The sequence below is a fragment of the Sporosarcina sp. 179-K 3D1 HS genome (genome assembly GCF_047228905.1).
Lineage (GTDB): Bacteria > Bacillota > Bacilli > Bacillales_A > Planococcaceae > Sporosarcina.
The window spans coordinates 167,627-191,530 of sequence record NZ_JBFEGI010000003.1; the positions used below are offsets into that span (position 1 = coordinate 167,627).

The window sequence follows — 23,904 nt, forward strand, 5'->3', positions numbered from 1 at the left end:
TTATAAAATGAGCAATTCTTTGGTTGAAAGTGTGAGGCGTTCGTTTCCAGTCTCCGTAATTCGGATATCATCCTCAATCCGGACGCCGCCGATTCCCGGCAAGTAAATGCCCGGTTCCACTGTAACGGTCATGTTTGTTTGGAGGACAGCTTCCGAACGGAAAGATAACATCGGCCCTTCATGGACTTCGAGGCCGATTCCATGGCCCGTCGAATGACCGAACGCTTCTCCGTAGCCTTTTGACTTGATATAATCGCGTGCAATGGCGTCTGCTTCCACGCCCGTCATGCCCGGTTGAATTTTCTCCAAGGCCAGTTCCTGTGCCGCAAGTGTTACTTCGTATATTTCCCGAAGCTTTGCGGAAGGGTTTCCTACCGCGACGGTCCGCGTTATGTCGGAAATATAGCCATTATATAACGCCCCAAAATCCAGCGTCACCAATTCGCCCGGCTCGATCACTTTTTTTGTCGCCACCCCATGGGGCAGCGCACTTCTTATACCCGAAGCCACAATGATATCAAAAGATGACGACGTGGCACCCCGGTTGCGCATGAAAAACTCCAACTCATTGGAAACCTCAAGTTCTGTTAGGCCTGGTCTGATGAAATGGCAGATATGGGCAAATGCTTCATCCGCGATATGGGCGGCTTGTTTCAATATGGTGATTTCTTCTTCCGTTTTAACGAGCCGCAGCTTTTCCACAAGTCCGGATACCGGTTTCATCTCTGCCTTGACCGCTTTCTTATACAACTCAAATAAACCGTAAGTCAAATCATCCTTTTCAAACCCGAGCGTCTGCAAGTTCATCGACTTTGCTTGATTTGCCACTTCTTCCATCAACGTCTTCTTATGTTGGACAATCCGGTAACCCGCTATCTGTTTTTCCGCTTGCTCCATATAACGGAAATCCGTTATAAAAACCGCATCATCCATTGATATGAGGGCAACGCCGGCTGTACCTGTGAAACCTGTCATATAGCGCCGATTAAATGGATTCGTAATCAGCAAAGCATCGAGTTGCTGCTCCTTGAGAAGTTCCCGCAATTTCGTCATTTTCACGTTTGCATTCCCCCTTTTCTCCCGATGAAGGAAAACTTCACCACGATCTGCTCCAGATCCGTACAGTCCCTTGCTATGTATGTCGACAAAAGGATGGAATGGCAGATAAAAGACTACCATTCCGACCGTATGTTTATCACAATATTCCAAGGTCATTTTTTGATGCCAACATGTGTGTATGAGTGCCCCAATTCGGGACCGGAGTGATGAGGATTTCCACTGCCTCTATTCCCCACCCTTTTCCTTTCCTATTTTAACATATCCGGTTATAGTGGCAACTTATTTTGTATCCCCAGCTGAATGTTTCTTCATAAAAACTGCCGTTTCCGCAATAAAGCGAATCACGATGGCGACCATCACGAAAAAAGGTATAGAGATGGTTTGTATCGCTTTTCTCAAGGTTTCCGGCGTCCCGATGCTCCATTCGACAGATACAACAGCTACTATACTGATAAGAAGCGCGGTGATGATTGTGGGAATTGCCGTAGTGTAGGAAACTGCAATATAAAGTATCATATAAGATATGAAGAGTATAATGAACAGCCAAAGCCATTTACTGAACACATGAGCTCCTCCGGCGAAGATGCTCCACCATTTCGCCCATCCGATCGGAGACCATTCAATGAAATGGAAGAAATGAAGAAATTTGAGCGATAAGGTCGTAAGTAATGCCGCCATGAATGAAGTCCAAAATAATGTTTGATTGATCATACCATCCCTCCTCATCAAAGTGTCGGGCGGAACGAAACTTTTTAAACCTATTTGTGGAGGAGGACGGCTTTTTTTAGTACAATGGAAACATCTCGGAAACTGCCAGGAAAGAAAGTGTGGGTACTGATATGGGAAAATCACAACAACCTCCCGCTTATGGGGGGCAAGCATTAATAGAAGGGGTCATGTTCGGGGGCAAGAAGGACACCGTGACTGCCATTCGGCGAAAAGACGGCTCCATCGACTATTTTCACGTTCCAAAAGAACAGCGCCCTATTGCGGCCAAGCTGAAAAAAATTCCGTTTATCCGCGGAATCGTCGCATTGATCGAGTCGGCGGGAATCGGATCACGTCATTTGACATTTTCCAGTGAACGGTATGATCTCATGCCAGGGGAAGAGGAAGAAGTGGAGGCGGAAGAACCTTCCAAATTAGTCATGGTGCTTGGTGTCGCCGCAGTCGGTGTTCTATCTTTCCTATTCGGAAAATTTGCTTTTACACTTGTTCCTGTTTTTTTGGCGGAACTTATGCAGCCGATTGCACCCGGCAAGACGGCCCAGATTCTTCTGGAAAGCTTATTCAAACTAATTTTATTGCTCACCTATATTTCATTGATATCGATGACACCGCTCATCAAACGGGTCTTTCAGTACCATGGGGCAGAGCATAAAGTCATCAATACGTTTGAGAACCAGTTGCCCTTGACAGTGGAAAACGTTCAATCCCAGTCCAGGCTCCATTATCGATGCGGAAGCAGTTTCATTCTGTTTACTGTCATCGTCGGTATGTTCATCTATTTCCTTGTACCGACCGACCCATTATGGCTGCGCATCGTCAATCGAATTTTGCTTATTCCAGTCGTATTGGGCATTTCATTCGAAGTATTACAAGTAACCAATTTAGTTCGGAGCGTACCTGTACTGAAATATTTAGGATACCCGGGGCTATGGCTCCAGCTATTGACGACGAAAGAACCCGATGACAGCCAAGTCGAGGTGGCCATCGCTTCGTTTGAAAAATTGTTGGAAATCGAAGAACACGGTGTAGAAGTGTTGGATAAAAAGCCGGAGTTGGAAGTGGCATCGGATTCGGACACAGCAATCTTGAATTAATTAAAAAAAGAGCGGAGCCCTCCATTGGGCGACGCTCTTTTTTGTACATTCAATTTATCTTTGCTTGCAAGAAGGCTTTGGTCTTCTCGAAGTCTTCCAATTCCCGTTTCGGCAAAATATATGCACTGACCGCACTATTGTATAAATAGAAGTAATGAGCATCCTCTTTCCACTGTGTAATACCCGACCAAGAAACCCGCGTTTCACCGATGCTTGTGGTATCTACAATTCCTTCATCCGTCATCATCATCTTATGATCGCCGAGTAAGCCGTCGTTTTTTCCTTCTTTAATCATCTTCTTCGCATTACGCTTGATCAATTGATAAAAATACTTGGGATAAAATAAAACCCATAAAATGCTCATCACGCCGAATGTCGACAACGAAATCGGAAGTGGAATCTCGCCCATCTTTGAAAATAAAAAAGCGGCTGCCATAAACAAAATTGGCGATATGAAACGCTGCATCTTCAATGCTTTGGAAGCCGCTTTTGAATGACGACTATGATATAAATTAAAATTGACGAAGTCCTCTTCGGTTAAGTGGTAGTGAATTTTCATGGAAATCCCCTTTTTGATTGATAAAAAAAGTGCCGCTCGCAAGCGACACTTTTAAATAGTTTTTATTACAATCCACATTTCAATTGGGCCTGGCAATTCGTACATGTGTTGCAGCCACCCATTTCTTCGACTGTTCCTTGTCGGCATACCGGGCAAGTGTTCCCGACTTCGGAGCCGATCGTGACATTGGTGGAGCGCAAGTCCTGAATCGTGTTGACGAGGACGATTTTCCGTTGTTCGACAACTTCTTCCACGTAATCGGAATCGATTTCGTTCTCTTCCGCTTTCAACGTCAATACTTGTGAATCCCGGCTTCCGTCTACGTAGACCGTACCACCTTTTGCGCCACCTTTGTAAAGGCGCTCATAGACGCTTTCGACCTGCTCGACCGTATAACCGCGCGGCGCATTTACCGTTTTCGAGATGGAGCTATCAATCCAGCGCTGGATGATACACTGGACATCCGCATGCGCTTCTGGCGCCAAGCTCATAGAAGAAATGAACCAGTCCGGCAAATTGTCAGGATCTGCATCTGGATTCTGTTGTAGATATTCCTCGACAATCTCCGCTTTCACCTCGATGAACTTGCCGAGGCGTCCGCTTCGATAGTATGTGAAAGAGAAATATGGTTCAAGGCCGGTACTGACGCCAACCATTGTTCCAGTGCTCCCAGTTGGCGCAACTGTCAATAAATGGGAGTTTCGGATGCCGTGTTCCAATACTGCTTGACGGATATCTTCCGGCATCTTTTTCATATAGCCCGTGTTGATGAACGCTTCACGTAGGCTCCGCGTCTCCTCTTCGGTTTTTCCGATCAGGAACGGGAAGCTTCCTTTCTCTTTCGCCAGTTCGATTGACTCGCGATACGCAGTCGTCGCAATCGTTTCGAACACTTTGTCGACAAGTTCATTGCCTTCTGCTGAACCGTATTGTTTTTCACAATAGATCAGTAGATCGGCAAGTCCCATAACGCCCAGGCCGACACGGCGCTCTCCGAGTGCTTGTACTTTATTCTCTTCCAGGAAATACGGTGTGGCGTCGATAACATTGTCCTGCATGCGGACACCGACGCGGACCGTATCGATCAATTTCTCATAATTGACCGTTTTAGTTTCTTTATCAGCCATTTCAGCTAGGTTGACGGCAGCCAAATTACAGACAGAATATGGTGCCAACGGTTGCTCACCACATGGGTTTGTCGCTACCACTTGTTGTCCGTATGCTTTGGCATTGGTTTCTTTGTTCGCATTGTCGATGAAGAAAATACCAGGTTCTGCGGAATACGTCGCGCAAATATTGATGAGGTCCCAAAGTGCGCGGGCTTTCATCGTACGGTAGACGCGAACTTCATGGCCGCGACGCTCCCATTCGCGCACGTCACCTACTTCATGCCACTCTTCATTATAAACGTTCATTTCCTCCGATGAATACTTCTCCACTGCCGGGAAACGCAATTGATGCTCCCCGTCCTCTTCGACCGCCTTCATGAAATCGTCGGTCAATGTGACGGAAATATTCGCTCCTGTCAGGAACTCCGAATTGTGGACAGAGTATGTTCCGCCATCCCGCAGCTTCGTTTCTGCATCACGGAGGATCGCTTCGTTGAAACCGCCCATGCCAGGAATGGACCGGTAGTTCAGAATCCCTTGATACATCGCTTCTTCTTGGGGTGTCAACGGTTTGAATTTCAGTTTTTCGTTAGCTAACTTCTTGATCAATTCATCTTCTGTATTTTCCAATAAAAAGCGCAAAATACGCGGATTTTGCATTTTGGAGATGATAAATTCGCAAATGTCAGGATGCCACCTAAATACCGTCCTTTTCAGGATATTTCTCTGCAAGTAGCAGACGGAGTAGACTATATCATCACCCTCAGCATTATCTGTTAGGGGTCGGGCGCTTCGGAAAGAATTGTATCTTCCCTACTCTACTTCCATTCTCTATGAATGTTTTCGATAGTCGTTGAACCTTCACCTTTTGCGGTGCTTGGCTGCGGATTGTCCAATGCCATTAATTTTTAAGCATTCACGCCCACCGTTTCCAGTCACGTTGTAGCTTAATGGCCTCTAAGGAGTTCTTCGCAATTCACCCGATTTTCTAGTCATCCATTGTCTGGACGACGCGGACTAGCATTGGTATAAACTGTTCTTCTCTTCCGTAGGTTTTTTCGTGGCATGGCTTACACAAGGTAATTCCGTTAGAAGTGTCAAACTGGATTTGAGGATACTTTTTCTTGGGATAGACATGGTGCGCTGCAATATCTCTTGATTGAGAATAACAACCAGGCATTTTACACCTATATCCATCTCTTTTATAAACTCTCATTCTCCAGTGCTTATATTCGGCAGAATCAGTAATTCTATCTGGAACGACTCGATTTTCCTCAAGATAATTTTTAAAGCAAACTTGATTACAGAAGTTATTTCGGGATTTTTTAAAGGACGATACAACCAATTCTATTTTGAGTTGACAATAAGTACACTTTGTCATAACTCTTTTCCGCTGACGGGTTTGGCGGATTTTTAACAGTGATTCCTCACCATGTTTCTTCCCTCTTCGCGGCTCACCCTTGTCGATATCATGATGACCTCTAACCGGCCAACCAAAATGTAGGATGCGACTTAATATAGTGGTGTAACTTACTCCAACTTCATTGGCGATGACTGTATATCCCTTTTCCAGCACCATGTATTGATGGTACAACCAGTCTTTGTCGTCATATGGTTGATCTGTAAGTCTAATTGGTTTTTTACGTATCCCCAATCTTCTAAGTTTGCCTCTAATTTGATCTTTAGTGTATTGAGTTTCCGCTGATATTTGACTTACTGTTGCCCCTTCAACTACGTAACGTTGATAGAGATACTCGTGTGTAAGTTCCATAAGCATCACCCCCTATAAGAACGTTTGTTTCAATTATAGAGGTATTGTGCATTATTTGGAAGTTAGAACAGTAATCAATATTTTTAATCCGCTAACATAATCATTTGAGCGCCACGTCTCGATCCACCTTGCTCAACAAGATGGGTCAATTTCGCAATATCATCGAGCCAAGAGACCGAACCAGAAGATTTCCCATTCACGCCTCTTGCCAGCGTATTGCGCGGGCGCAATGTCGAACCATTGGTACCGACGCCGCCCCCACGGCTCATGATTTCCATTACCTGCTTACGATGATCGGAGATGCCTTCGCGCGAGTCGGCTACAAATGGCATGACGTAGCAGTTGAAGAATGTTACTTCGGTTTCCGATCCGGCTCCGTAGAGGACTCGTCCAGCCGGGATGAAGTTCAGGTTGGACAATTCCTTGTAAAATCGCTCAAAGGATTGTTTTCGACCTTCTTCTGTCGTTTCAACCGAAGCAAGGCCTGTTGCATTCCGTTTGGCAATTTGTTCATAAAACACTTCAAGTGGTTTCTCAATAACTTCAAGCGGCCTTGTGACAATACCTTTCTCTTGTTCTTCCGGGTTATCGATCGCCGAACGATAGTCTTTTTCTATCCAAATATCGGCCTTTCCGTTTTCCTGATCAATTGAAGCGATATAACCAAGCCCACGTGCAGGGAATTTCGGATCTTCCTTGACAGTCAGAACAACAAAGTCCCCGACTTTCAAAGTTTTCTTTTCCGTGTCCTTAAACGAGTACCGATCAATCATGACGAGACGGGAAACACCACTATGCTCGATTTTCATGTCGTCCGTGATTGGATGTACTTGTGGGAAATTCGCAATATCTGCGTTTAACTGTGACTTGTTCAGAACTGGTTCCTGTTGATTTGAAACAACGACCATTAACGCATCCTCCTTTAGCATCGTCTAAACGAAACACAACATGTTGTGTTATGTATATACCCTAGCCTACAACATATTGAAACTCGCTTCAATCAGAATAAATCACCACTTATTTCCAAATGTGATGATTACGGCATTTCACTAGCTTTCTTTTTTAAAAATAGAACAAAAGGTCTACCAACTATTTTCTGAAAGTCCAGTCATTATTCGCATATTTTTTCTGCTCGATGGATTCTACATATTCCAGTTGGTCCGCTGTCAACTCCATCGGTTGCAGTTCAATCTGGAGTGCCTTTTCAAATCCTTTTGAAAACGCCTCAACACACTCTTCGACGGAGACAGGACGCTTCATTAAGCGATCGATCGCTACCGCTTTTTCCGGCAAGCCGACGCGCAATAATTCACGGTGTTCCTCTGACCTGTATTTAAAAAGCGAGATGAGTTTCTCTTCATCTAGACTGATTAAAATGGCTCCATGTTGTAAAATGACACCCTTTTGCCTCGTTTGTGCGCTGCCCGCCACTTTTCGGCCTTCGACGACGAGTTCATACCAGCTAGGGGCATCGAAACAGACGGCACTTTTCGGCTTTTTTAAATCTTCTCTCGATTTTTCCGTATCTGGAATAGAAAACTCCGCATCCAAGCCGAGATTTCGAAATCCTTCAAGCAACCCACCTGAAATGACGCGGTAAGCTTCTGTAACGGTTTCTGGCATATCAGGATACGATTCACTGACAATTACGCTATATGTAAGTTCATGCTCATGGAGGACTCCGCGACCACCTGTTGGCCGTCTAACAAAACCAAGACCCAGCTTCTTCACTTGATCCATATCGATTTCTTTTTCAACTCGCTGGAAATATCCAATGGACAAGGTGGCAGGCTCCCATTCATAAAAGCGGAGAACGGGACCGATCTTCCCCTCGCTATGCCATTCAAGCAGGGCTTCATCGAGTGCCATATTGAAGGATGGTGTGCATTTTCCTGAATTAATAAAGTTCCAAACGATCTTTTCCATTGAAATTCCCCCTTACGACGCATTTCATTTTATCATCCTCATTGAACAAGTGCCACCAAATCTTTATAATGGATACGGAGAGAGAAAGGAGAAAGTGCTAGTGGAATTATATGTACTCATCGCATTGGCGGCTGGTTTGATCATTTATTTCATCGTGACGGCAATTCGCCTTCGCAAAGCGGTCACCGATTTGTCACAGGAGCAATTCATCGAAGGCTATCGAAAAGCGCAATTGATCGATGTGAGGGAACCGAAAGATTTTGATGCAGGCCATATTTTAGGGGCGCGCAACATTCCATATACCCAGTTCCGTCAACGCTACAAAGAAATTCGTCCGGACAAGCGGGTCTTCCTGTACGACCAGAACGGCGGGAAAAGTGCTCGTGCGGCTTTATTCCTGAAGAAAAAAGGATATGATCAACTGTATCACTTGCAAGGCGGCTTCCGTCAATGGACAGGTAAAGTCAAAAGCAAATGATAGTAAAAAAGTTCTTCTTAGGAGGAACTTTTTTATATTGTTAAAATGGCACACCTATTATTTTGCCCGGCCCGATTCATTTTTAACAAGAAGAAATAAGGACCCTCGCATGAGAGTCCTTGTCGGTTTACATACTTGCTAAAATGACACCGCCGATTGCACCGGTCACAACGATGACCCATGGAGGCAGCTTCCAATAGGCGAGCATACAGAACAGAATGGCAGCAAATGCAAAGTCAATCGTCGACTGGATGGTGCTTGTCCAAATCGGATGATAAAAGGCCGCGATTAGCAAACCGACAACAGCCGCATTGACCCCCATTAAAATACCTTTCATGTTGGGGCTTCTCCGTAATGCATCCCAGAATGGCAGTGTGCCTAGGATAAGGAGAAAGGCCGGCAAGAAAATCGCAATGGTCGCAACGATTCCCCCCTGCCAACCATTCATGACCGTCCCCAAATAAGCGGCGAATGTAAATAACGGACCGGGCACCGCTTGAGTGGCACCGTACCCAGCTAAGAATGTTTCCGCGCTGACCCAACCAACCGGCACAAACTCTCGCTCCAATAAAGGCAATACAACATGCCCTCCGCCAAAAACCAGGGCCCCGGCACGATAAAAACTATCGAACATGGCAATCCAATGGGAGGAGCTTATGCTTCGTAATAAAGGAAGAACAATAAGCAAGCCAAAAAATAAGGTTAGACAGATCGCGCCCACACGCCGGGAAATCGGAAACGCTTGAGCCGTCCCCACTTCCACTCCCTCTTTCTTATAGAGGATAAAGCCAAGCAAAGCAGCTAAAATCATCACACCTACCTGCGTATAGGCAGTTTGCCACAAAACGGTACCGACCAATGCAACCAGCGCAATGGTCCTTCTCTGGATATCTGGAGTCAATTTTTGCGCCATCCCCGCAACAGCGTGAGCGACGACCGCAACGGCAACAAGTTTCAGGCCATGGATCCAACCGGCACTTGCGATATCCATTCCTTGCAACAACAGGGCGAATACGATAAGCGCCAATACTGAGGGGAAAGTAAATCCGATGAATGAAATAATCCCACCCAAGACGCCCGCCCGCATGACACCGATCCCAATCCCGACCTGGCTGCTGGCAGGTCCAGGCAAGAATTGACATAGCGACACGAGATCAGCATAACTCTTTTCGTCCATCCACTTTCTTCTGCGTACATATTCTTCATGAAAGTAACCAAGATGGGCAATCGGCCCTCCAAAGGACGTCAGCCCAAGTCTTGTCGATACAAGGAAAAGCTCTATCAATGATTTTATATTGTAGTTTGAGCTTCGTTTCTCCAATTTACTAACACCTTCTTTCCATCCAGTCCCAACTCGTTATAACGAGCCATCTCTGTAGCAGTCTATCATTCAATGGAATGATTCTGAAGGCGCTAATAAAATCTTTACAAACTCTTAACATTATTAGGAGAAGCCAAGCACTTACGTCATGGAACATAGCTCACTTTTACATTTAAAAAATCATCCACTTCACTGCCTGCTTGCTGAATCAACTCAATAACGAGCCCGTCAGGAAGTTCAATCCAACTTGGTCCTTTTTGAAAAATCATTGCGCCCCTTATCACCGCTTCATGAACTGCTTTTTCAAGATTTTCAGTTATAATAGCGATATGGTCCAATCTACCATTCGGATTTGATGTATCAGAAATTAGCTGTATGCCGCCAGCTAACCATGCTTGGTCCGGCTTCTCTTGATTTCCGACCCAATTGACTACAGGCATTCCCAATGCCTCCTCAAAAAATTGGAGATGCCACTGTATGTCTTTTACTCTAACCGCAATATGTTCCACATACGATTTATTCTGATAAGCCAAGATGATACCCTACTTTCTTTTGTTTCATATAATTCTTTCTTTTTCTTTGATATACTTCAACCCATACTCGATCCCTTTGATATTGGCCACAAGAGTTTTATTTACCGGCGTTAAGATATTTCGTTTCTCCCCCCAACGAACAATTGCTCCATTAATATAATCGATTTCTGTCTCGGACCCTTTTTCAATACTTTGCAGGAGAGATGTCTTAAATTCATCCGGCAACCCCTCAGCAGCCTTTCGCCAAATGGTTTCCGGGTCCTCTGTATCCAATTTTACTTCATGAGCTTTGGCAACCGATATACCTTCCAATACAGCCGCAACGGCTATCTCTTTTATTTCCGGGACTTGATACAAACCGCCATAGGGTAAACGTGTAATACCGGACAAAGGACCCGTTGCAGCGTTAATCAATAACTTATCCCAAATAATCCCTATAATATTTGAGGTAACATTTGTCATCAATCCTGCATGATTAAATACTTTTGCAACGCGCTTCACCCGTTCGGTGATCCGCCCATCGAGTTCACCAATATGGGTTTGCTTCTCGCCCGTCGTTGCTAGGACATGTCCCGGTCCAAGCACTACCCCGCCAACATATGTTTTTCCAGCAAGCACCCGTTCTTTACCAACCACTTCTGCAATTACTTCTTCATTTCCGAGGCCGTTTTGTAATGATAACACCATTGTATTTTCGCCAATAATCTCTTTCGCGTTTTCGATCGCCTGTTTAGTGTGAAAGGACTTTACCAATATTATGACTAAATCAACATGGCCAATGCCAGCACAGCTTGTTCTCGCATTTACTGCTACAACGCGATCTGTTGTACCGCTTCGCAATATCAATCCTTTTTTATTAATCGCTTCCACAAACTCTTCTCTTCGATTAATTAGATATACCTCAGAGCCGTTTTCAGCTAGCACTCCGCCAATTGTACTTCCCAATGCGCCTGCACCAACGATGCAAATCTTCAACAAAATCCACCTCTTTGCCTAAATAAAATAATGAAAGAAAAAATAGCAGAAGACATTCAAAATTCTTCTGCATTTAGGGAGATGCTCCTTTTCCGTTCGAGATATTCCCAGGTCGTTCTATAACAAGAAATCTTGAAACTCAGGATCTTGTTATGCCTATCAAGGTATGAATTTCAAAATATGCCGAGCCACTGTACAAAGCTCTCCTTTTTGATTTAGTACTTCTACTTTAGCAACAGATTTTAAGTTTTCATGATCAATTTCTTCAATGGTATAATGTGCTGTTAAGGTATCTCCAAAAAAGACTGGGTTGGTAAAGCGTAGCCGATCATATCCGTACGAAACGCTTGGAATTTCCGATCTCGCTTGAACTTGAATAAGAGTGGATGCCGTAGAACCTAGCGCAAATGTTAAAACGCCATGAGCGATCCGTTTTTTATATGGTGTGGTTTTCATGAATTCTTCATTCATATGCATTTGGCTGAAATCTCCGGTAATCCCTGCAAATAAATACACATCAGACTCACTAATTGTTTTTGTGTAAGAAATTGTATCGCCGATTTCAAAAGGTACTTTAGCTGTTGTCATTTGACTTCCTCCTTTAGATTTCTGGATTGGTAACGTAATGCTTGCTCCATCCATTGTTCTCGGATTCCCATTGGTTCTTCTAAAAACAAACGCAAATCCATTGTTTTTAAATTTGGGGAAACTCGCGGTTGAAAGCCCATCTGACTAAGGATGTCTTTCTCAATATCTACTCCGGGTGCAATTTCAATTAAATCTAGTCCCTCGGGTGTCAATTCAAAAACAGCTCGCTCCGTAATATACAGAACCTCTTTTCCTTGCTTCATTGCCTCTATCCCGTTAAATGTAATCTCTTCAACTTGTGGAACAAACTTTTGAAATCTTCCTTCCTGATGAACCTCTACGGAACCGTCCACAATTTTTGTTTGCAGGCCGCCAGCCGTTAAGGTGCCGCTGAAGATCACTTTCTTGCTATTCGATGTAATATTGATAAATCCGCCTGTACCTACAATTTTTCCGTTAAAACGAGACACATTGACGTTTCCAGCCTGATCTACTTCCGCAAAACTGAGAAAACAAATATCTAATCCTCCCCCATCATAAAAATCAAATTGGGCCGGCATATCAAGAACCGCTCGATTATTAATACTTGCCCCAAAGAAGATCCCCTGAGCTGTAACTCCGCCGATAGGGCCTGTTTCAACAGTCAAAGTAAACTCATCGCCAACTCCTTCTTCTTGAGCAATAATGCCAATCCCATCTGAAATCCCTACACCCACATTTCCTACATCTCCGGGGCGAATTTCAAATAAAGCTCGGCGTGCAATGACTTTGCGCTCATTTAAAGGTGGTATTGTCATTTCTCCAATTTCAGCTATGAAATCCCCTGACATAAATCGATTTACTGCACCGGAATATAGCTGGGGCTGCTCGGGAACAACGACTACAGCATCGACAAGATATCCCGGTACTTTTACATCCTTTGGATGCAAGGTTCCCGCCTTTGCCAGTCGTTGCACTTGTGCGATGACCATGCCTCCATTGTTCTTCACGGCTTGTGCCATAGGAAGAATATCTAGAAAAGTAATTTCATCTTCCATCGTCAGATATCCATCCGTGTCGGCAGTCGTTGCACGAATAATTGCGACATCAGGACGTATGGCGGGGTAAAACAACCATTCCTTGCCTTCGATTTCAAAAATCTTTACTAATTCTTCCGTCGTGCGCTCATTTAATCTCCCGCCAGTTTGACGCGGGTCGATAAATGTTCCGATCCCAACATGTGTTAATAATCCTGGTTGTCCGGCAGCCGCGGCACGCAGCAATTGACTCATCACCCCCATCGGAAAGTTGTAGCCTTCAATTTCATTTCTAGCAACCATTTCAGCAAGACGAGGCGACTGATCCCAATGTCCGCCAATTGCTCGTTTCACGAGACCGGATTGAGCTAACGGAGACAGCCCCCGATCTCCGCGATCCCCTAGGCCAGTCGAATAATAGAGTGTTAAATCACGAGGTTCCTGTGTTTCCCTATAACGTTTGGCCAGAGCTTCAATGACGGCTGTCGGTTCTGCAATTCCCCCTCCGGCCCCAAGAAAAGCTACGGTTGCGTTGGAAGGGATTTGCTCCACAGCTTCTTCTGCACTCATCATTTTTACCGCATTCGTTCGTGTTGTAGGATTCATGTCTTCCCCTCACAGTTCTTTTTTATATCAAACTCTTCTGATATTTAATAAGAGTATAGCTTGAGGTTTCATTAATGAAAAATGAATAATAATAATGGAATCGATGAACAAAAGGACTAGCTCAATCAGAATGGATAGCTTACATAAAGGAAAAGCATAAAAAGACCTGGCTACAATCTCTCCAGGTCTCAAAAAGTTAATTGAACTAAATATTTAAATGACTCTTGAAATATTATGGATAACAAAGACCTTGAACCGTTCTACTACTGGCGACATAAAGCTGTCTGTTCGCCAAGCCATTTCAATGAGCCGTCTGCACTGCGGCTCTGTGACACGTAACATAGATATTTTCGTTTGGTCCAGTCCTTGAGCAGCAGGCATTAATGCAATGCCGCAATTGGCAGCAACTAACCCTCCAATAATTTCATCCTCAGCGCCTTCAATTGCGACTTGGGGAAGAAAACCCGCTTTTTGGCAAAACTCATCAATGACATGTCGTAATGGGTAGTCTGAATGATAATGCACAAACAGGTCATTGGCAACTTCCGCCAGCGCTACTTCTTTTCGGTGGGATAGCCGATGGGAGGAGGGTACTACTAAAAACAGCTCTTCATCGATAATTGGAAACGTACTTATATTCTCCACCTCTTTTTGCGGAGAACAAAATACTAAATCTACTTCACCTGCTTCTAATTGTTTAATAATTCTACCAGTAGGCCCTTGCGATAATTGAAAACGTACATTTGGACTGTCATTTAAAAAGAGTTGAATAATGTTTGGAACAAAAGAAGGACGCAATGAGGGGATAAAGCCGAAATGAATGATCCCATATGATGGATCGATCATCTCATTTATCTTCTCTTTTGCATTGTTCATTTCCTCAATCGCACGGTTTGCATACTCCAAAAATAAAGTTCCAAATGAGTTTAAATTGACCCCACGAGGGTTTCGCTCAAATAACGGCACACCCACTTCTTCTTCCAAACGAGCAATTGATTTACTTAGTGCAGATTGAGTAAGTGAAAGCTCCTTGGCCGCCCGGGTTACATTTTTAATATGTGCGAGTGCTTGGAAGTTATGAAGTTGTTGAAAATCCACCTAATGCGCCCCCTCTCTTCCCTACTCACATAATCTAATTTTGATATCCCAAGTTCGTCGAAATTTCCATGCCGCATTGCAATAGATCGTCTTTCCATTGCTCAATTACCACTTTTTTGAAACGAGTCGTAGGCCCTGACAATGACAATGCAGCAATCATTTGACCGTTAACGTCAAAAATCGGCGTCGCAATTGCTGAAGAACCAACTTCACGCTCATCGATACTTTGAGCAAACCTCGTCTCGATAATTTCCTGCAGCTCCTGTTTAAATTCCTGGAAATCTCTTTTCGGATTTTCTTTTTTGAAAACTTGTTCGATAAATTCTTCGGCTTGGTAAGCTAAAATTACTTTCCCTGTTGCTCCTAATGTTAAAGGTAACTTTTCCCCAATTTTTATAATATGACGAATGGACTGCAAACTTTCGAATTGCTGAATGCAAACTCGGCTCTCTTTGTCTAAAACATAAAGGTTGACGGTTTCCTCAGTTTTGTCCCGCAGTCGCCGCATGGATTCCTTAGCCACTTCTCGAATTTCAATCGATTGTCCGGCGATATTCCCGATAAAGTATAATTGCTTTCCTAATTTATATTTGAACGTTACCGGGTCTCGTTCGACAAAGCTATTCAACTCCAATGTGTAGAGCAGTCGAATAACTGTCGATTTGGCCAACTTAATTTTCTTAGAAATTTCGGTCAGAGAAAGTTCCCTCTCTTCCATCGTAAAACACTCCAACAAGTCAATTGCTCGTTGCAATGACCGAATTCCTTTATCTTGTTCCATTGAAGTCATGCTTGCACGCTCCCTATTAGAAATAAATACGATTTTTCATATATCTTCCATCATAGCCCACACTTGCAAAGGGTTTCAACAATCAATTAGTGGCCCATTGAACACCTGCAAATAAAGCAAATTCCTTTGCAATCCAAATAGCGGGAGTCTTCCGCTGAATAAAAAGGACATCCCCCAAATTGGATCCCACTGTTTACAGGACAGGAGGTACCATTTGGAAAGATGTCTGCTCATTTAATAAAAGACTTTATCACTGTTCCTCAATTGTTGCGACGGCTGCTCGTAAACCCAAATAATAGCTTTCTAAGCCAAAACCACAAATTTGTCCTTTGGCAATCTCTGCAAACACCGAATGATGTCTAAACTGTTCTCTCGCATGAATATTTGACATATGAATCTCAATAATAGGAGCTTCCAAAATCGCAAGTGCATCGCGAAGGCCGTAGCTATAATGTGTCCATGCACCTGCATTTATGATGACGGCATCTATACCTTCAAAGTACGCTTGATGGATTCGTTCGCACATCTCCCCTTCATGATTCGTTTGAAAGCTTTCAACTTCTACTCCCAGATCATTCGCCAACTTTTTCATACCTGCATCAATTTCTTCTAATGTTACGGTTCCATATTGTATAGGATCCCGTTTCCCAAACATATTGTGGTTAATTCCATGAAGCATCAAAATCTTTCTCATTCGCTTTCCCCTCACTTTTGTAGTAATTATTTGATTGATTCTAAATAATGTTCCGTTCAACGAAATTGAATTTCGTACCACGGAATCGTAATTTCATTTTAGCTCATCCTGATTTCTTTTACAATACCAACATTTCTGAAACTTCCTCTTTATAGTTTCACCTAGCTATTAATACGATCATTTTAAGTTACTCTTTTATGAGCTTCTAAATTAACTGCTTCATATATTTTTGCATTCTCTACACCTTCTCTAGTATAATTACATGGACTACTGGTTAGCCCAATTTTCTTTGCTGTAGTGTATTAAATCGTGGTTCCCGATCAAGTAATGCGAGTGCCGATTAGACGTATGAAGAAAATCATGGTATTCTGATAATTGTAAAATTTATTTGGATCGATCTAACTCTTATACAAAATTCCTTTTCTGGGGATTTGAAGTATAATTTGCAAAGAAAGCGCTTCAAAAAATTATTTCGTTAGCAGGTGATTTCAATAGGACCTCCAAAAAAAAATCGTGTTACCTTGCAAGAGGTTGCGAAACATGCCGGTGTCTCCCGATCAACAGCCTCCCTCATTGTTCGTAACAGTCCCACAATTTCAGAAGCTACCCGAAAAAAAGTACTAGCTTCCATGAACGAACTTGGCTATGTGTATGATCGAGTTGCAGCAAATTTACGGTCACAACGATCCACAACGATTGGGATTATTATTACGGATATCGCCAACACGTTTTATTCTGACTTATTTATCGGTATTCATGAAGAACTTGAAAAAGAGGGATATACGGGACTGTTAGGCACTACTTTTGACTTGCACTCTAAACAGGATCGACTGATCTCAACCATGTTGGAACACCGGGTTGGTGGAATTATTCTCGTTCCCGTTTCCGGCAATGGGCAAGAAACCGCGGAACGATTGCAAAAACTTGATATTCCTGTTGTCCTCACGGTTCGAGAACTTCCAGAAAGTGATTTTGATTATGTAGGGGTTGATTACAGCGAAGGAACCCAGCTAATTATTAACCACCTTATCGACAAAGGGCATCGACGAATTGCTTTTATAGGTGGCCGGGTGGAATCGTCCACTTGGACAGAACGTATGAAAGGATTCCGTCTCGCGCACGAAGGCAAAGAGCTGCATATGGACGACTCTCTTGTTTTTCCCGGTGCCATCAATAAGCAGGCTGGCATTGAAGCAGCCGAAGAATTGCTCAAGCAGCATCAAGATCATTTACCAACTGCCATCTTTTGCTTTAGTGATTTAGTGGCCTTTGGCGTCATCCTCGGTTTGCGTAGAGCCGGCATTGCAATTGGTAAAGATATTGAGGTAGTTGGATTTGATAACGTTCCGGAGTCCGAAATTGTTCAGCCGCCCCTGACAACGGTGTCATCCTTTGCCAGACAAATTGGAACTGAGGCTGCTAATCTGCTTCAACGTAGGATCACCAACACCGGTAAAAAAACAGAAAAAATTATTATTCAACCGGAGCTTATCATACGAGATGAAAAGTAGGCAATTGCCGTTAACAGTAGCACAACGTATTGTTGACGGCTTCTTTTCACTATAAGTAGGATTTCCAATATCTAATGTAGATTGTTCGTATCGATTTTTATTTATATGTGGGGAAAGGAAAGCATCATTTATGCGTCTAATTGTCTATTCTTCTCTGATCATCCTGTATATCATTTCCCGATTCACGGAATCTATCATACTTTACTATTCCATTGGCATTCTTGCCGCTATAGCGTTGCTCATATCGATTCGGTATGCGAGCGGCCTCTATTTAATGTCAGGGATCGCTTTCCTGCTTATTGGGCTGTTTTTGTTCTTCCAAAACAACTTGCCTTGGACTGAGCTTCTCCTGAATTTCGAGACTATGTTAGGGATGCTGTCGTTGTTTTTATTTTTACCTTTTATTAACTCCTTAATACGCGTTGGCGGCTATGATAAAAGCTTGAGTTTATTTTTGGAGCAAGGCGTCACCAAGCTCAAAAAATTATACTCACGGAGTTTTTTAGTCACTCACCTACTGGGGCTTTTTTTAAATATAGCAACGATCCCTCTATTAAGCAGATCACTAGATCGCACCTTAAATCAATTCCCAAAGTTGACGATCGATAAATTTAAAACGCAAAGTCTGTTACGGAGTTATGCTCTTTGCCTATCCTGGAGCCCAATGGAAATTATGGTTAGTATCTCGTTGGATATGACCAACAACAAATATTTACATATATTACCCATTTTATTGTTTATTGCATTTTTACTAATGGCCATTGATTTACTTTTCTCTTCTTCCCGCTACCAAGAAGACATAGAAGCTTACAATTCAGACAACAGTGCATCGTCTTCCCGGAGAATGAGGAAAAAAGTGAGCGAAATGATCATCTTATTAATCATTTTTATTTCGGCAGTTTCCGTGTTGGAAAACATTCTGAATAAAGGCTATCTGTTTTCCATAGTTCTTCTACTCTTACCTATTTCGGTGGGATGGGCAATTATAAATCGCCGGACAAGACGATATTTCCAAATTACGATTCCTCACTGGATCGAACGTACAAATAATTTGCCAAATTACTTTTTCATGTTTTTAAGTGCCGGATTTTTTGTAGCAATGCTCTCTTATTCTGGACATTTAGATTTTTTACAAAAGGCTTTAATCGACTCATCCCAACATACTTTATTATTTTTCGGCTTAATTGGTTGCTATTTCTTCGTCACGGCATTAATTGGTTTTCATCCATTAGTTTCCATTACCCTGATTGCAGAATTGCTGCAACCGATTCTTCCGGCGGTTTCGAGCATTTCGTTAACGCTCGTGCTCATTGCATCGAGTGTAGCTACAATCATGTATAGTCCGTACAATTTATCGTTATCCATCTTGGCGGATATTATTAAAGTAAATCCGTACCGCATCGGGTTGTGGAATATTCCGTTTGCGCTTCTTTATATGGGAATTGCAATTGGCATAGCCTATCTCTTAACCTTTTTTTAAGCAATAAATAAAGTCATACTGCGCTTGGTCTGCCAATACCCACACACACTATAACAAGAACAACATCAGTTACTATTGATTGATGTTGTTTTTTTATCGGTATTTTTGCGAATGGGGAAAAACCCCCTGCATGTTGGTCATACAGAGGGTTGTAAACTATTTGATTTCTTGATTAATTCGTAGAAACGTGGTGCACTTTTTTATCCGGCGAGTAAATGTCCATGATGTTCCAGTGGCCCGCTGTTGGCACCGGGTTGTTCAGCATGGCAACATCGATGACAACCGGCTTGTTCGCTGCGATCGCCTGCTCCAGTGCCGGCTTGAACTCTTCCGCTTTCTCGATCTTAATACCTTCGACGCCATAGGCACGCGCGATTGCCGCGAAGTCCGGCGAATACGGCTCGCCGTCTTTCGTGAACAGCGTCCCGAGTGTCGTGTCGTAGTGGGCTTTCTGCAAACCTGCAATGGTTCCGAACGCGAAGTTGTTCATAATCACCCAAATGACCGGGATGTTTTCTTCCGCCGCTGTCGCGAGCAGTGCCGGATTCTGTCCAAAGCCACCGTCTCCGACAAGGGACACCACAACGCGGTCCGGCTGCGCCACTTTCACGCCAAGTGCAGCAGGCGCCCCGAAGCCCATCGTCGCAAAGCCGCCTGGCGTAAAGATCGTTCCCGGCTCTAAAATATCAAACTGTTGGCCGACGCCGTTTTTGTTCCATCCAACATCTGTCGTAATATACGCATCGCGCGGCAGCACCTCCCGCACTTCCGCCAAAATGCGCTGCGGCTGCATTGGGAAGCAGTTATCTTGGATGAATTGCTCGTTGCTTGCTTTGAACTTACGGCGGTTATCGGCGATTTCCTGTTTTAGCGCTTCATTTTGGCACCCTTCCGGATAGAGGCGCTTCGCCACGCGGTTGAGCACTGTCAGCGCCTGCTTCAGATCTGCAACGACGCCAAACTCGACTGGATAGTTGCGGCCGATTTCGCTCGCTTCGATATCAATTTGGATCAGCTTCGTTTTTGGGAAGTCGAATGTATATTCATTTTCCCAAGAGCTACTGTCCGCTTCTGCAAAGCGTGTGCCAAGTCCGAAGAGAAAGTCCGCCTCGCGACACTTCCGGTTGATGAACTCCGTACCCCAGAAGCCTGTCATCCCGAGGACAAGCGGGTTGTCATCCGCGACTGCGCCCTTGCCCATAAGGGAGTGAGCTACCGGGAAGTCGAAATGGTTGACGAACTCCGCCAGCTCTTCCGCTGCATCCGCCAACAATACCCCTCCCCCTGCGTAGACGACCGGGTTCTTCGCATTGACCAATGTTTTCAGGATCGCTTCTGCTGTTTCTTCATCCATCGACGGTTTTTGAAGCGCTTTCGTATGATGGGATTGGAAGTCAAAATACGAAGTCTCCAGTTCCATCGAGAAAATGTCCATTGGAACGGACACGAGCACAGGGCCTGGTGTTCCCGTTTCCGCTAATTGGAACGCTTTCTCCAAGATTTCCGGGAACAGATGCGCACTGTCAACCCGCCAAGCCCGCTTGACGAATGGACGGTAAATTTCATACTGGGTCGCGTCCGCATGCAGATTCACTTCCTGGTGCGGGTGCTTGCCGTAGTAATGGCTCGGGATATCGCCTGCAATGACGACCATCGGAATGCAGTCGAGCGCCGCATTCGCTACGCCCGTTGCCGCATTGGTCATGCCAGGACCGACATGGCTGAGGACGACGGACGTCTGTTTTTTCGCGCGGGCATAACCGTCCGCCGCATGCGCTGCGATTTGTTCATGGCGCACGTTGACAAATTTAATCGAACTTTTTTCGAGCTCGGAAAGCACCGCGATATTCGTATGGCCGCACAAGCCAAAGATATGTTCCACGCCGCGGTCTTCCAAATACTTAACGAGTTGACGAGCGATGACTTCTTTCATGAATTTGTTTCCTCCCTAAAATCTAAAATAATTTTCCCGTACTCTCCTGACGTGGCATCCTTATACGCTTGTTCATAACTCGTATAAGGATAAATTTTTGAAATGATTGGATCGACATTCAAATCTTCTTTCATTAAATAATCGATACTCTCAATAAAATCCCCAGGCAAGTTGTAAATAATAGAACCTAAGATCGAAATCTCTTTACGCACCACTTGTATGACAGGGATGGTTGCCTCAGCGGGAAGTCCGATAGCAATCAGTGTCCCTCCTGGTTTGACCAAGTCAATTCCTTGCTCAAAAGAAGCACGTACCCCCGCTGCTTCAATGACGATATCAAACATCTTGCCATCAGCTTCAGTCGGCAGCAAAGTTTGAACTCCAGGATAACTTGACTTCACCTTCTCCAGCTTATCCGGATTAATGTCAATACCCGTAATTTGAGCATTATGGTAGGCGGCCAATGTCATAGCCAACATACCTTCTGTTCCGCATCCGATTATGCCGATTGACGTGTCCTTGTTGATCTCCACTTTATTTAACGCATGCACAATTACAGCAAAAGGCTCAATTAAAACAGCCCGTTCATCAGAAACAGAATCCGGAATCGGCAAGACGTATTTGTCCGTTATAGTAAACTCTTCGGAAAATCCGCCGTCCGCATTCACACCTAACACTATTTTATTTTCACAAATATTCGTTTTGCCTTTACGGCAAAATTCACATTCTCCACAATAGGAATTTGGTAAAACAACGACTCTTGTTCCAATTGAATAATTTACATCTTTTCCGGCCTCGACAATGGTTCCGATTAATTCGTGGCCTGGACATACAGGGTAAACGGCATGTGCCAGTTTACCGCGAAAAACACTAAGGTCAGATCCGCAAATTCCGCCATAAATCGTTTTGATCTTAACCTCATTGTCTTGTAAATTCCTATTAGCAGGAACTTCTCTCAGTGTTAATTCGCCTGGTTTATTAATGACTAATCCTAGCATGGTCCTCACCTACTTGTCTTCTGAAGTTTTAGTAGATCGATCTAAAAGAAGTGTGCCATCTACTTAGAAACAAGACCGAGCAAATGATTTGCCCGGTCTCTACTTAGTCAGAGACTAGTAGATGAACTATCTAGGCATTCATTTGGTCCAATCTCTGATTTTCAATGTTCCAATTAATTATCTAGTTCCGGATCATAAAATTCGCCGAACAATTCCTCATCGGAAGGACGATCCACTGGGATTTGGCGAGAAACCCAAGTCGTGTTCATATAATGTTTTAGATTCACGTTTTCCGAAACGATATTGCCGCCCCATGTTCCGCAGCCTAAGCTTGACGTCATTGGCATTCCGTTATCAAACGCTCCCGCGTTGGCTTTCGATTGTGGCTGACGAACCATTATACGGCTAACAGGAGCAGCTAACGCTAAACGATGGATATGATCATCATCATAGGAGTAGATTCCACAAGAATGTCCTTTTCCGCCGACTTCGTAAATCGCCCGCATCATATCAAGCGCATTTTCGAATTCCCCTTCGTATTTATAGACCGCCATCAATGTTGTTAATTTTTCGCCGGAGAAAGGATGTTCTTTTCCGATTCCGTCTCCATGAACGACGATGAATTTTCGATCTTCTGGTATGCTGAATCCGGCAATTTCCGCCAGTTGCTGCGGAGCGATAGCCACTGTAGAAGGCAAGCGTTTTCCGTCTTTATCCCAAATTACGTTGCGAAGTTTTTCTTTTTCCTCTTCATTCGCTAAGTAACCGCCTTCCTTAACAAGCGCATCTTGCATGTCGTCAAAGATTTGATCGCTGATGATCAAGTTTCCATCTGCCGAACAACCAGATCCAAAATCAGATGTTTTACTTAGCATGGAGTTTTTGGCAGCTTGTGCTACATCAGCAGTTTCATCAATAATCATCGTTGAGTTTCCAGCACCTACTCCATAAGCAGGAGTTCCTGAACTATACGCACTCTTCACCATATCTTTCCCGCCTGTTGCAAGTGCCAGATCAGCCCGCTCCATCAACGCTTTGGTCATTGGAATGCTGACATTCGTTAAGCACTGCAAAATATCCGCGGGAGCTCCTTCTCTTTCCAGTGCCTCACGCATAATTTGCACTGTTTCATAGGAAGTCTTTTTCGCGCGTGGGTGTGGAGAGAAAATGACAACATCTCTTGCTTTGATAGCGTAAATTGCTGTACCAGCAGGTGTCAAATCAGGATTTGTTGTCGGAACGATTGAAGAAATAATCCCTGCAGGTTTGGCGTATTTAACAATTCCCTTCTCCGGAATTTCTTCAATGATACCCACACTTTTTTGACGAAGGGCGTCTCTCAAAATACCACGAATTTTAAAGCGCTTATTCATCCGGCTTTCCGGATCGCCCAGACCACTTTCTTCGATCCCCATATCCGTCAATCGCTCAAATGTTTTTTTGTTGGATACCGCCCAAGCAACTGCCTGGCACAAGCGATCCACTCTTTCCTGATCATATGTCTCAATAATTGCTAACGCTTTTCTAGCTTTCTCAAAAGCTAAATCCAATTCTTGCTGTTGCTCTTCTGTAAGTGTTTTTGGTTTTGTTTCAATGCTTGACAATACAATCTCCTCCAATAATTATTTAAAAGAGT

General features: G+C 43.9%; 20 protein-coding genes and 2 pseudogenes. 4 read left to right on the forward strand and 18 right to left on the reverse strand.

The features are described 5' to 3' along the window. A complete protein-coding gene (locus tag AB1K83_RS05960) occupies positions 1–1,053 on the reverse strand; it encodes a M24 family metallopeptidase (protein WP_413057521.1) in 1,053 nt (350 codons plus the stop codon). 285 nt (positions 1,054–1,338) lie between these two features. After that, positions 1,339–1,770, reverse strand: coding sequence for a hypothetical protein (locus AB1K83_RS05965; RefSeq protein WP_413057245.1), 432 nt, complete (start codon positions 1,768–1,770; stop codon positions 1,339–1,341). Between the two features lie 128 nt (positions 1,771–1,898). Here AB1K83_RS05965 and AB1K83_RS05970 point away from each other — a divergent pair, with 128 nt between their 5' ends. After that, on the forward strand, positions 1,899–2,882 hold the full coding sequence (locus tag AB1K83_RS05970; RefSeq protein ID WP_413057246.1) for a DUF1385 domain-containing protein: 984 nt from the start codon (positions 1,899–1,901) through the stop codon (positions 2,880–2,882). Positions 2,883–2,931: 49 nt separating this feature from the next. On the opposite strand, the gene AB1K83_RS05975 is transcribed toward AB1K83_RS05970, so the two are convergent. The 5 genes and pseudogenes from AB1K83_RS05975 to AB1K83_RS05995 form a co-directional block, all read right to left on the reverse strand. Then, a complete protein-coding gene (locus AB1K83_RS05975) occupies positions 2,932–3,441 on the reverse strand; it encodes a YcxB family protein (protein WP_413057247.1) in 510 nt (169 codons plus the stop codon). Positions 3,442–3,506: 65 nt separating this feature from the next. Further along, a pseudogene (locus tag AB1K83_RS05980) lies at positions 3,507–5,246 on the reverse strand (vitamin B12-dependent ribonucleotide reductase); the annotation flags it as partial. A 292-nt stretch (positions 5,247–5,538) separates the two neighbouring features. After that, positions 5,539–6,321 carry an HNH endonuclease gene (locus AB1K83_RS05985; RefSeq protein WP_413057248.1) on the reverse strand — a complete coding sequence of 261 codons (783 nt, stop codon included), beginning with the start codon at positions 6,319–6,321 and terminating at the stop codon, positions 5,539–5,541. Positions 6,322–6,407: 86 nt separating this feature from the next. After that, positions 6,408–7,229, reverse strand: a pseudogene (locus tag AB1K83_RS05990) (ribonucleotide reductase N-terminal alpha domain-containing protein); the annotation flags it as partial. Between the two features lie 181 nt (positions 7,230–7,410). Then, entirely contained in the window at positions 7,411–8,247 is an 837-nt protein-coding gene (locus AB1K83_RS05995) for a biotin/lipoate A/B protein ligase family protein (protein WP_413057249.1), read from the reverse strand. Between the two features lie 100 nt (positions 8,248–8,347). Here AB1K83_RS05995 and AB1K83_RS06000 point away from each other — a divergent pair, with 100 nt between their 5' ends. Further along, positions 8,348–8,725: a rhodanese-like domain-containing protein gene (locus AB1K83_RS06000; protein ID WP_413057250.1), complete on the forward strand. Its 378-nt coding sequence runs from the start codon at positions 8,348–8,350 to the stop codon at positions 8,723–8,725. A gap of 127 nt (positions 8,726–8,852) precedes the next feature. Here the strand turns inward: AB1K83_RS06000 and AB1K83_RS06005 are convergent, their stop codons facing one another. From AB1K83_RS06005 to aroQ, 8 genes are all read right to left on the reverse strand, one after another. Then, positions 8,853–10,046, reverse strand: coding sequence for a chromate transporter (locus tag AB1K83_RS06005; protein WP_413057251.1), 1,194 nt, complete (start codon positions 10,044–10,046; stop codon positions 8,853–8,855). Positions 10,047–10,192: 146 nt separating this feature from the next. Then, entirely contained in the window at positions 10,193–10,486 is a 294-nt protein-coding gene (locus tag AB1K83_RS06010) for a VOC family protein (protein WP_413057252.1), read from the reverse strand. Between the two features lie 117 nt (positions 10,487–10,603). Beyond that, positions 10,604–11,554, reverse strand: a complete 951-nt coding sequence (locus AB1K83_RS06015; protein ID WP_413057253.1) for a ketopantoate reductase family protein — start codon at positions 11,552–11,554, stop codon at positions 10,604–10,606. Positions 11,555–11,713: 159 nt separating this feature from the next. Continuing rightward, positions 11,714–12,142 carry a MaoC family dehydratase gene (locus AB1K83_RS06020; RefSeq protein WP_413057254.1) on the reverse strand — a complete coding sequence of 143 codons (429 nt, stop codon included), beginning with the start codon at positions 12,140–12,142 and terminating at the stop codon, positions 11,714–11,716. After that, positions 12,139–13,764, reverse strand: coding sequence for an acyl CoA:acetate/3-ketoacid CoA transferase (locus tag AB1K83_RS06025; RefSeq protein WP_413057255.1), 1,626 nt, complete (start codon positions 13,762–13,764; stop codon positions 12,139–12,141). The genes AB1K83_RS06020 and AB1K83_RS06025 overlap by 4 nt, the downstream gene beginning before the upstream one ends. Positions 13,765–13,977: 213 nt before the next feature. Further along, entirely contained in the window at positions 13,978–14,862 is an 885-nt protein-coding gene (locus AB1K83_RS06030; RefSeq protein WP_413057256.1) for a LysR family transcriptional regulator, read from the reverse strand. A gap of 34 nt (positions 14,863–14,896) precedes the next feature. Beyond that, the gene (locus AB1K83_RS06035) at positions 14,897–15,652 is read right to left on the reverse strand and encodes an IclR family transcriptional regulator (protein WP_413057257.1); all 756 of its coding nucleotides are present in this window, start codon (positions 15,650–15,652) and stop codon (positions 14,897–14,899) included. Positions 15,653–15,902: 250 nt separating this feature from the next. After that, positions 15,903–16,346 (reverse strand): type II 3-dehydroquinate dehydratase, encoded by a 444-nt coding sequence (gene aroQ, locus AB1K83_RS06040; protein WP_413057258.1) that lies wholly within the window; start codon positions 16,344–16,346, stop codon positions 15,903–15,905. 491 nt (positions 16,347–16,837) lie between these two features. Between aroQ and AB1K83_RS06045 the strand changes: the two genes are divergently transcribed. Together AB1K83_RS06045 and AB1K83_RS06050 are read left to right on the forward strand one after the other, a co-directional pair. Further along, the gene (locus AB1K83_RS06045; RefSeq protein WP_413057522.1) at positions 16,838–17,857 is read left to right on the forward strand and encodes a LacI family DNA-binding transcriptional regulator; all 1,020 of its coding nucleotides are present in this window, start codon (positions 16,838–16,840) and stop codon (positions 17,855–17,857) included. Positions 17,858–18,239: 382 nt separating this feature from the next. Beyond that, positions 18,240–19,337: a hypothetical protein gene (locus tag AB1K83_RS06050; protein WP_413057259.1), complete on the forward strand. Its 1,098-nt coding sequence runs from the start codon at positions 18,240–18,242 to the stop codon at positions 19,335–19,337. 172 nt (positions 19,338–19,509) lie between these two features. Here AB1K83_RS06050 and AB1K83_RS06055 read toward each other — a convergent pair whose 3' ends face one another. From AB1K83_RS06055 to AB1K83_RS06065, 3 genes are all read right to left on the reverse strand, one after another. Beyond that, a complete protein-coding gene (locus AB1K83_RS06055) occupies positions 19,510–21,270 on the reverse strand; it encodes a thiamine pyrophosphate-binding protein (RefSeq protein WP_413057260.1) in 1,761 nt (586 codons plus the stop codon). Continuing rightward, positions 21,267–22,268 carry a zinc-dependent alcohol dehydrogenase gene (locus tag AB1K83_RS06060; protein ID WP_413057261.1) on the reverse strand — a complete coding sequence of 334 codons (1,002 nt, stop codon included), beginning with the start codon at positions 22,266–22,268 and terminating at the stop codon, positions 21,267–21,269. The genes AB1K83_RS06055 and AB1K83_RS06060 overlap by 4 nt, the downstream gene beginning before the upstream one ends. Before the next feature lie 173 nt (positions 22,269–22,441). Then, on the reverse strand, positions 22,442–23,872 hold the full coding sequence (locus tag AB1K83_RS06065; RefSeq protein ID WP_413057262.1) for an aldehyde dehydrogenase family protein: 1,431 nt from the start codon (positions 23,870–23,872) through the stop codon (positions 22,442–22,444). Positions 23,873–23,904: the final 32 nt, after the last annotated feature.

Bases quoted from the DNA above. Each gene is read 5' to 3' on its own strand.
- AB1K83_RS05960 (WP_413057521.1), bottom strand. From the start codon at position 1,053: ATGACGAAATTGCGGGAACTTCTCAAGGAGCAGCAACTCGATGCTTTG.
- AB1K83_RS05965 (WP_413057245.1), bottom strand. From the start codon at position 1,770: ATGATCAATCAAACATTATTTTGGACTTCATTCATGGCGGCATTACTT.
- AB1K83_RS05970 (WP_413057246.1), top strand. From the start codon at position 1,899: ATGGGAAAATCACAACAACCTCCCGCTTATGGGGGGCAAGCATTAATA.
- AB1K83_RS05975 (WP_413057247.1), bottom strand. From the start codon at position 3,441: ATGAAAATTCACTACCACTTAACCGAAGAGGACTTCGTCAATTTTAAT.
- AB1K83_RS05985 (WP_413057248.1), bottom strand. From the start codon at position 6,321: ATGGAACTTACACACGAGTATCTCTATCAACGTTACGTAGTTGAAGGG.
- AB1K83_RS05995 (WP_413057249.1), bottom strand. From the start codon at position 8,247: ATGGAAAAGATCGTTTGGAACTTTATTAATTCAGGAAAATGCACACCA.
- AB1K83_RS06010 (WP_413057252.1), bottom strand. From the start codon at position 10,486: ATGCCTGTAGTCAATTGGGTCGGAAATCAAGAGAAGCCGGACCAAGCA.
- AB1K83_RS06020 (WP_413057254.1), bottom strand. From the start codon at position 12,142: ATGACAACAGCTAAAGTACCTTTTGAAATCGGCGATACAATTTCTTAC.
- AB1K83_RS06025 (WP_413057255.1), bottom strand. From the start codon at position 13,764: ATGAATCCTACAACACGAACGAATGCGGTAAAAATGATGAGTGCAGAA.
- AB1K83_RS06035 (WP_413057257.1), bottom strand. From the start codon at position 15,652: ATGACTTCAATGGAACAAGATAAAGGAATTCGGTCATTGCAACGAGCA.
- aroQ (WP_413057258.1), bottom strand. From the start codon at position 16,346: ATGAGAAAGATTTTGATGCTTCATGGAATTAACCACAATATGTTTGGG.
- AB1K83_RS06055 (WP_413057260.1), bottom strand. From the start codon at position 21,270: ATGAAAGAAGTCATCGCTCGTCAACTCGTTAAGTATTTGGAAGACCGC.
- AB1K83_RS06060 (WP_413057261.1), bottom strand. From the start codon at position 22,268: ATGCTAGGATTAGTCATTAATAAACCAGGCGAATTAACACTGAGAGAA.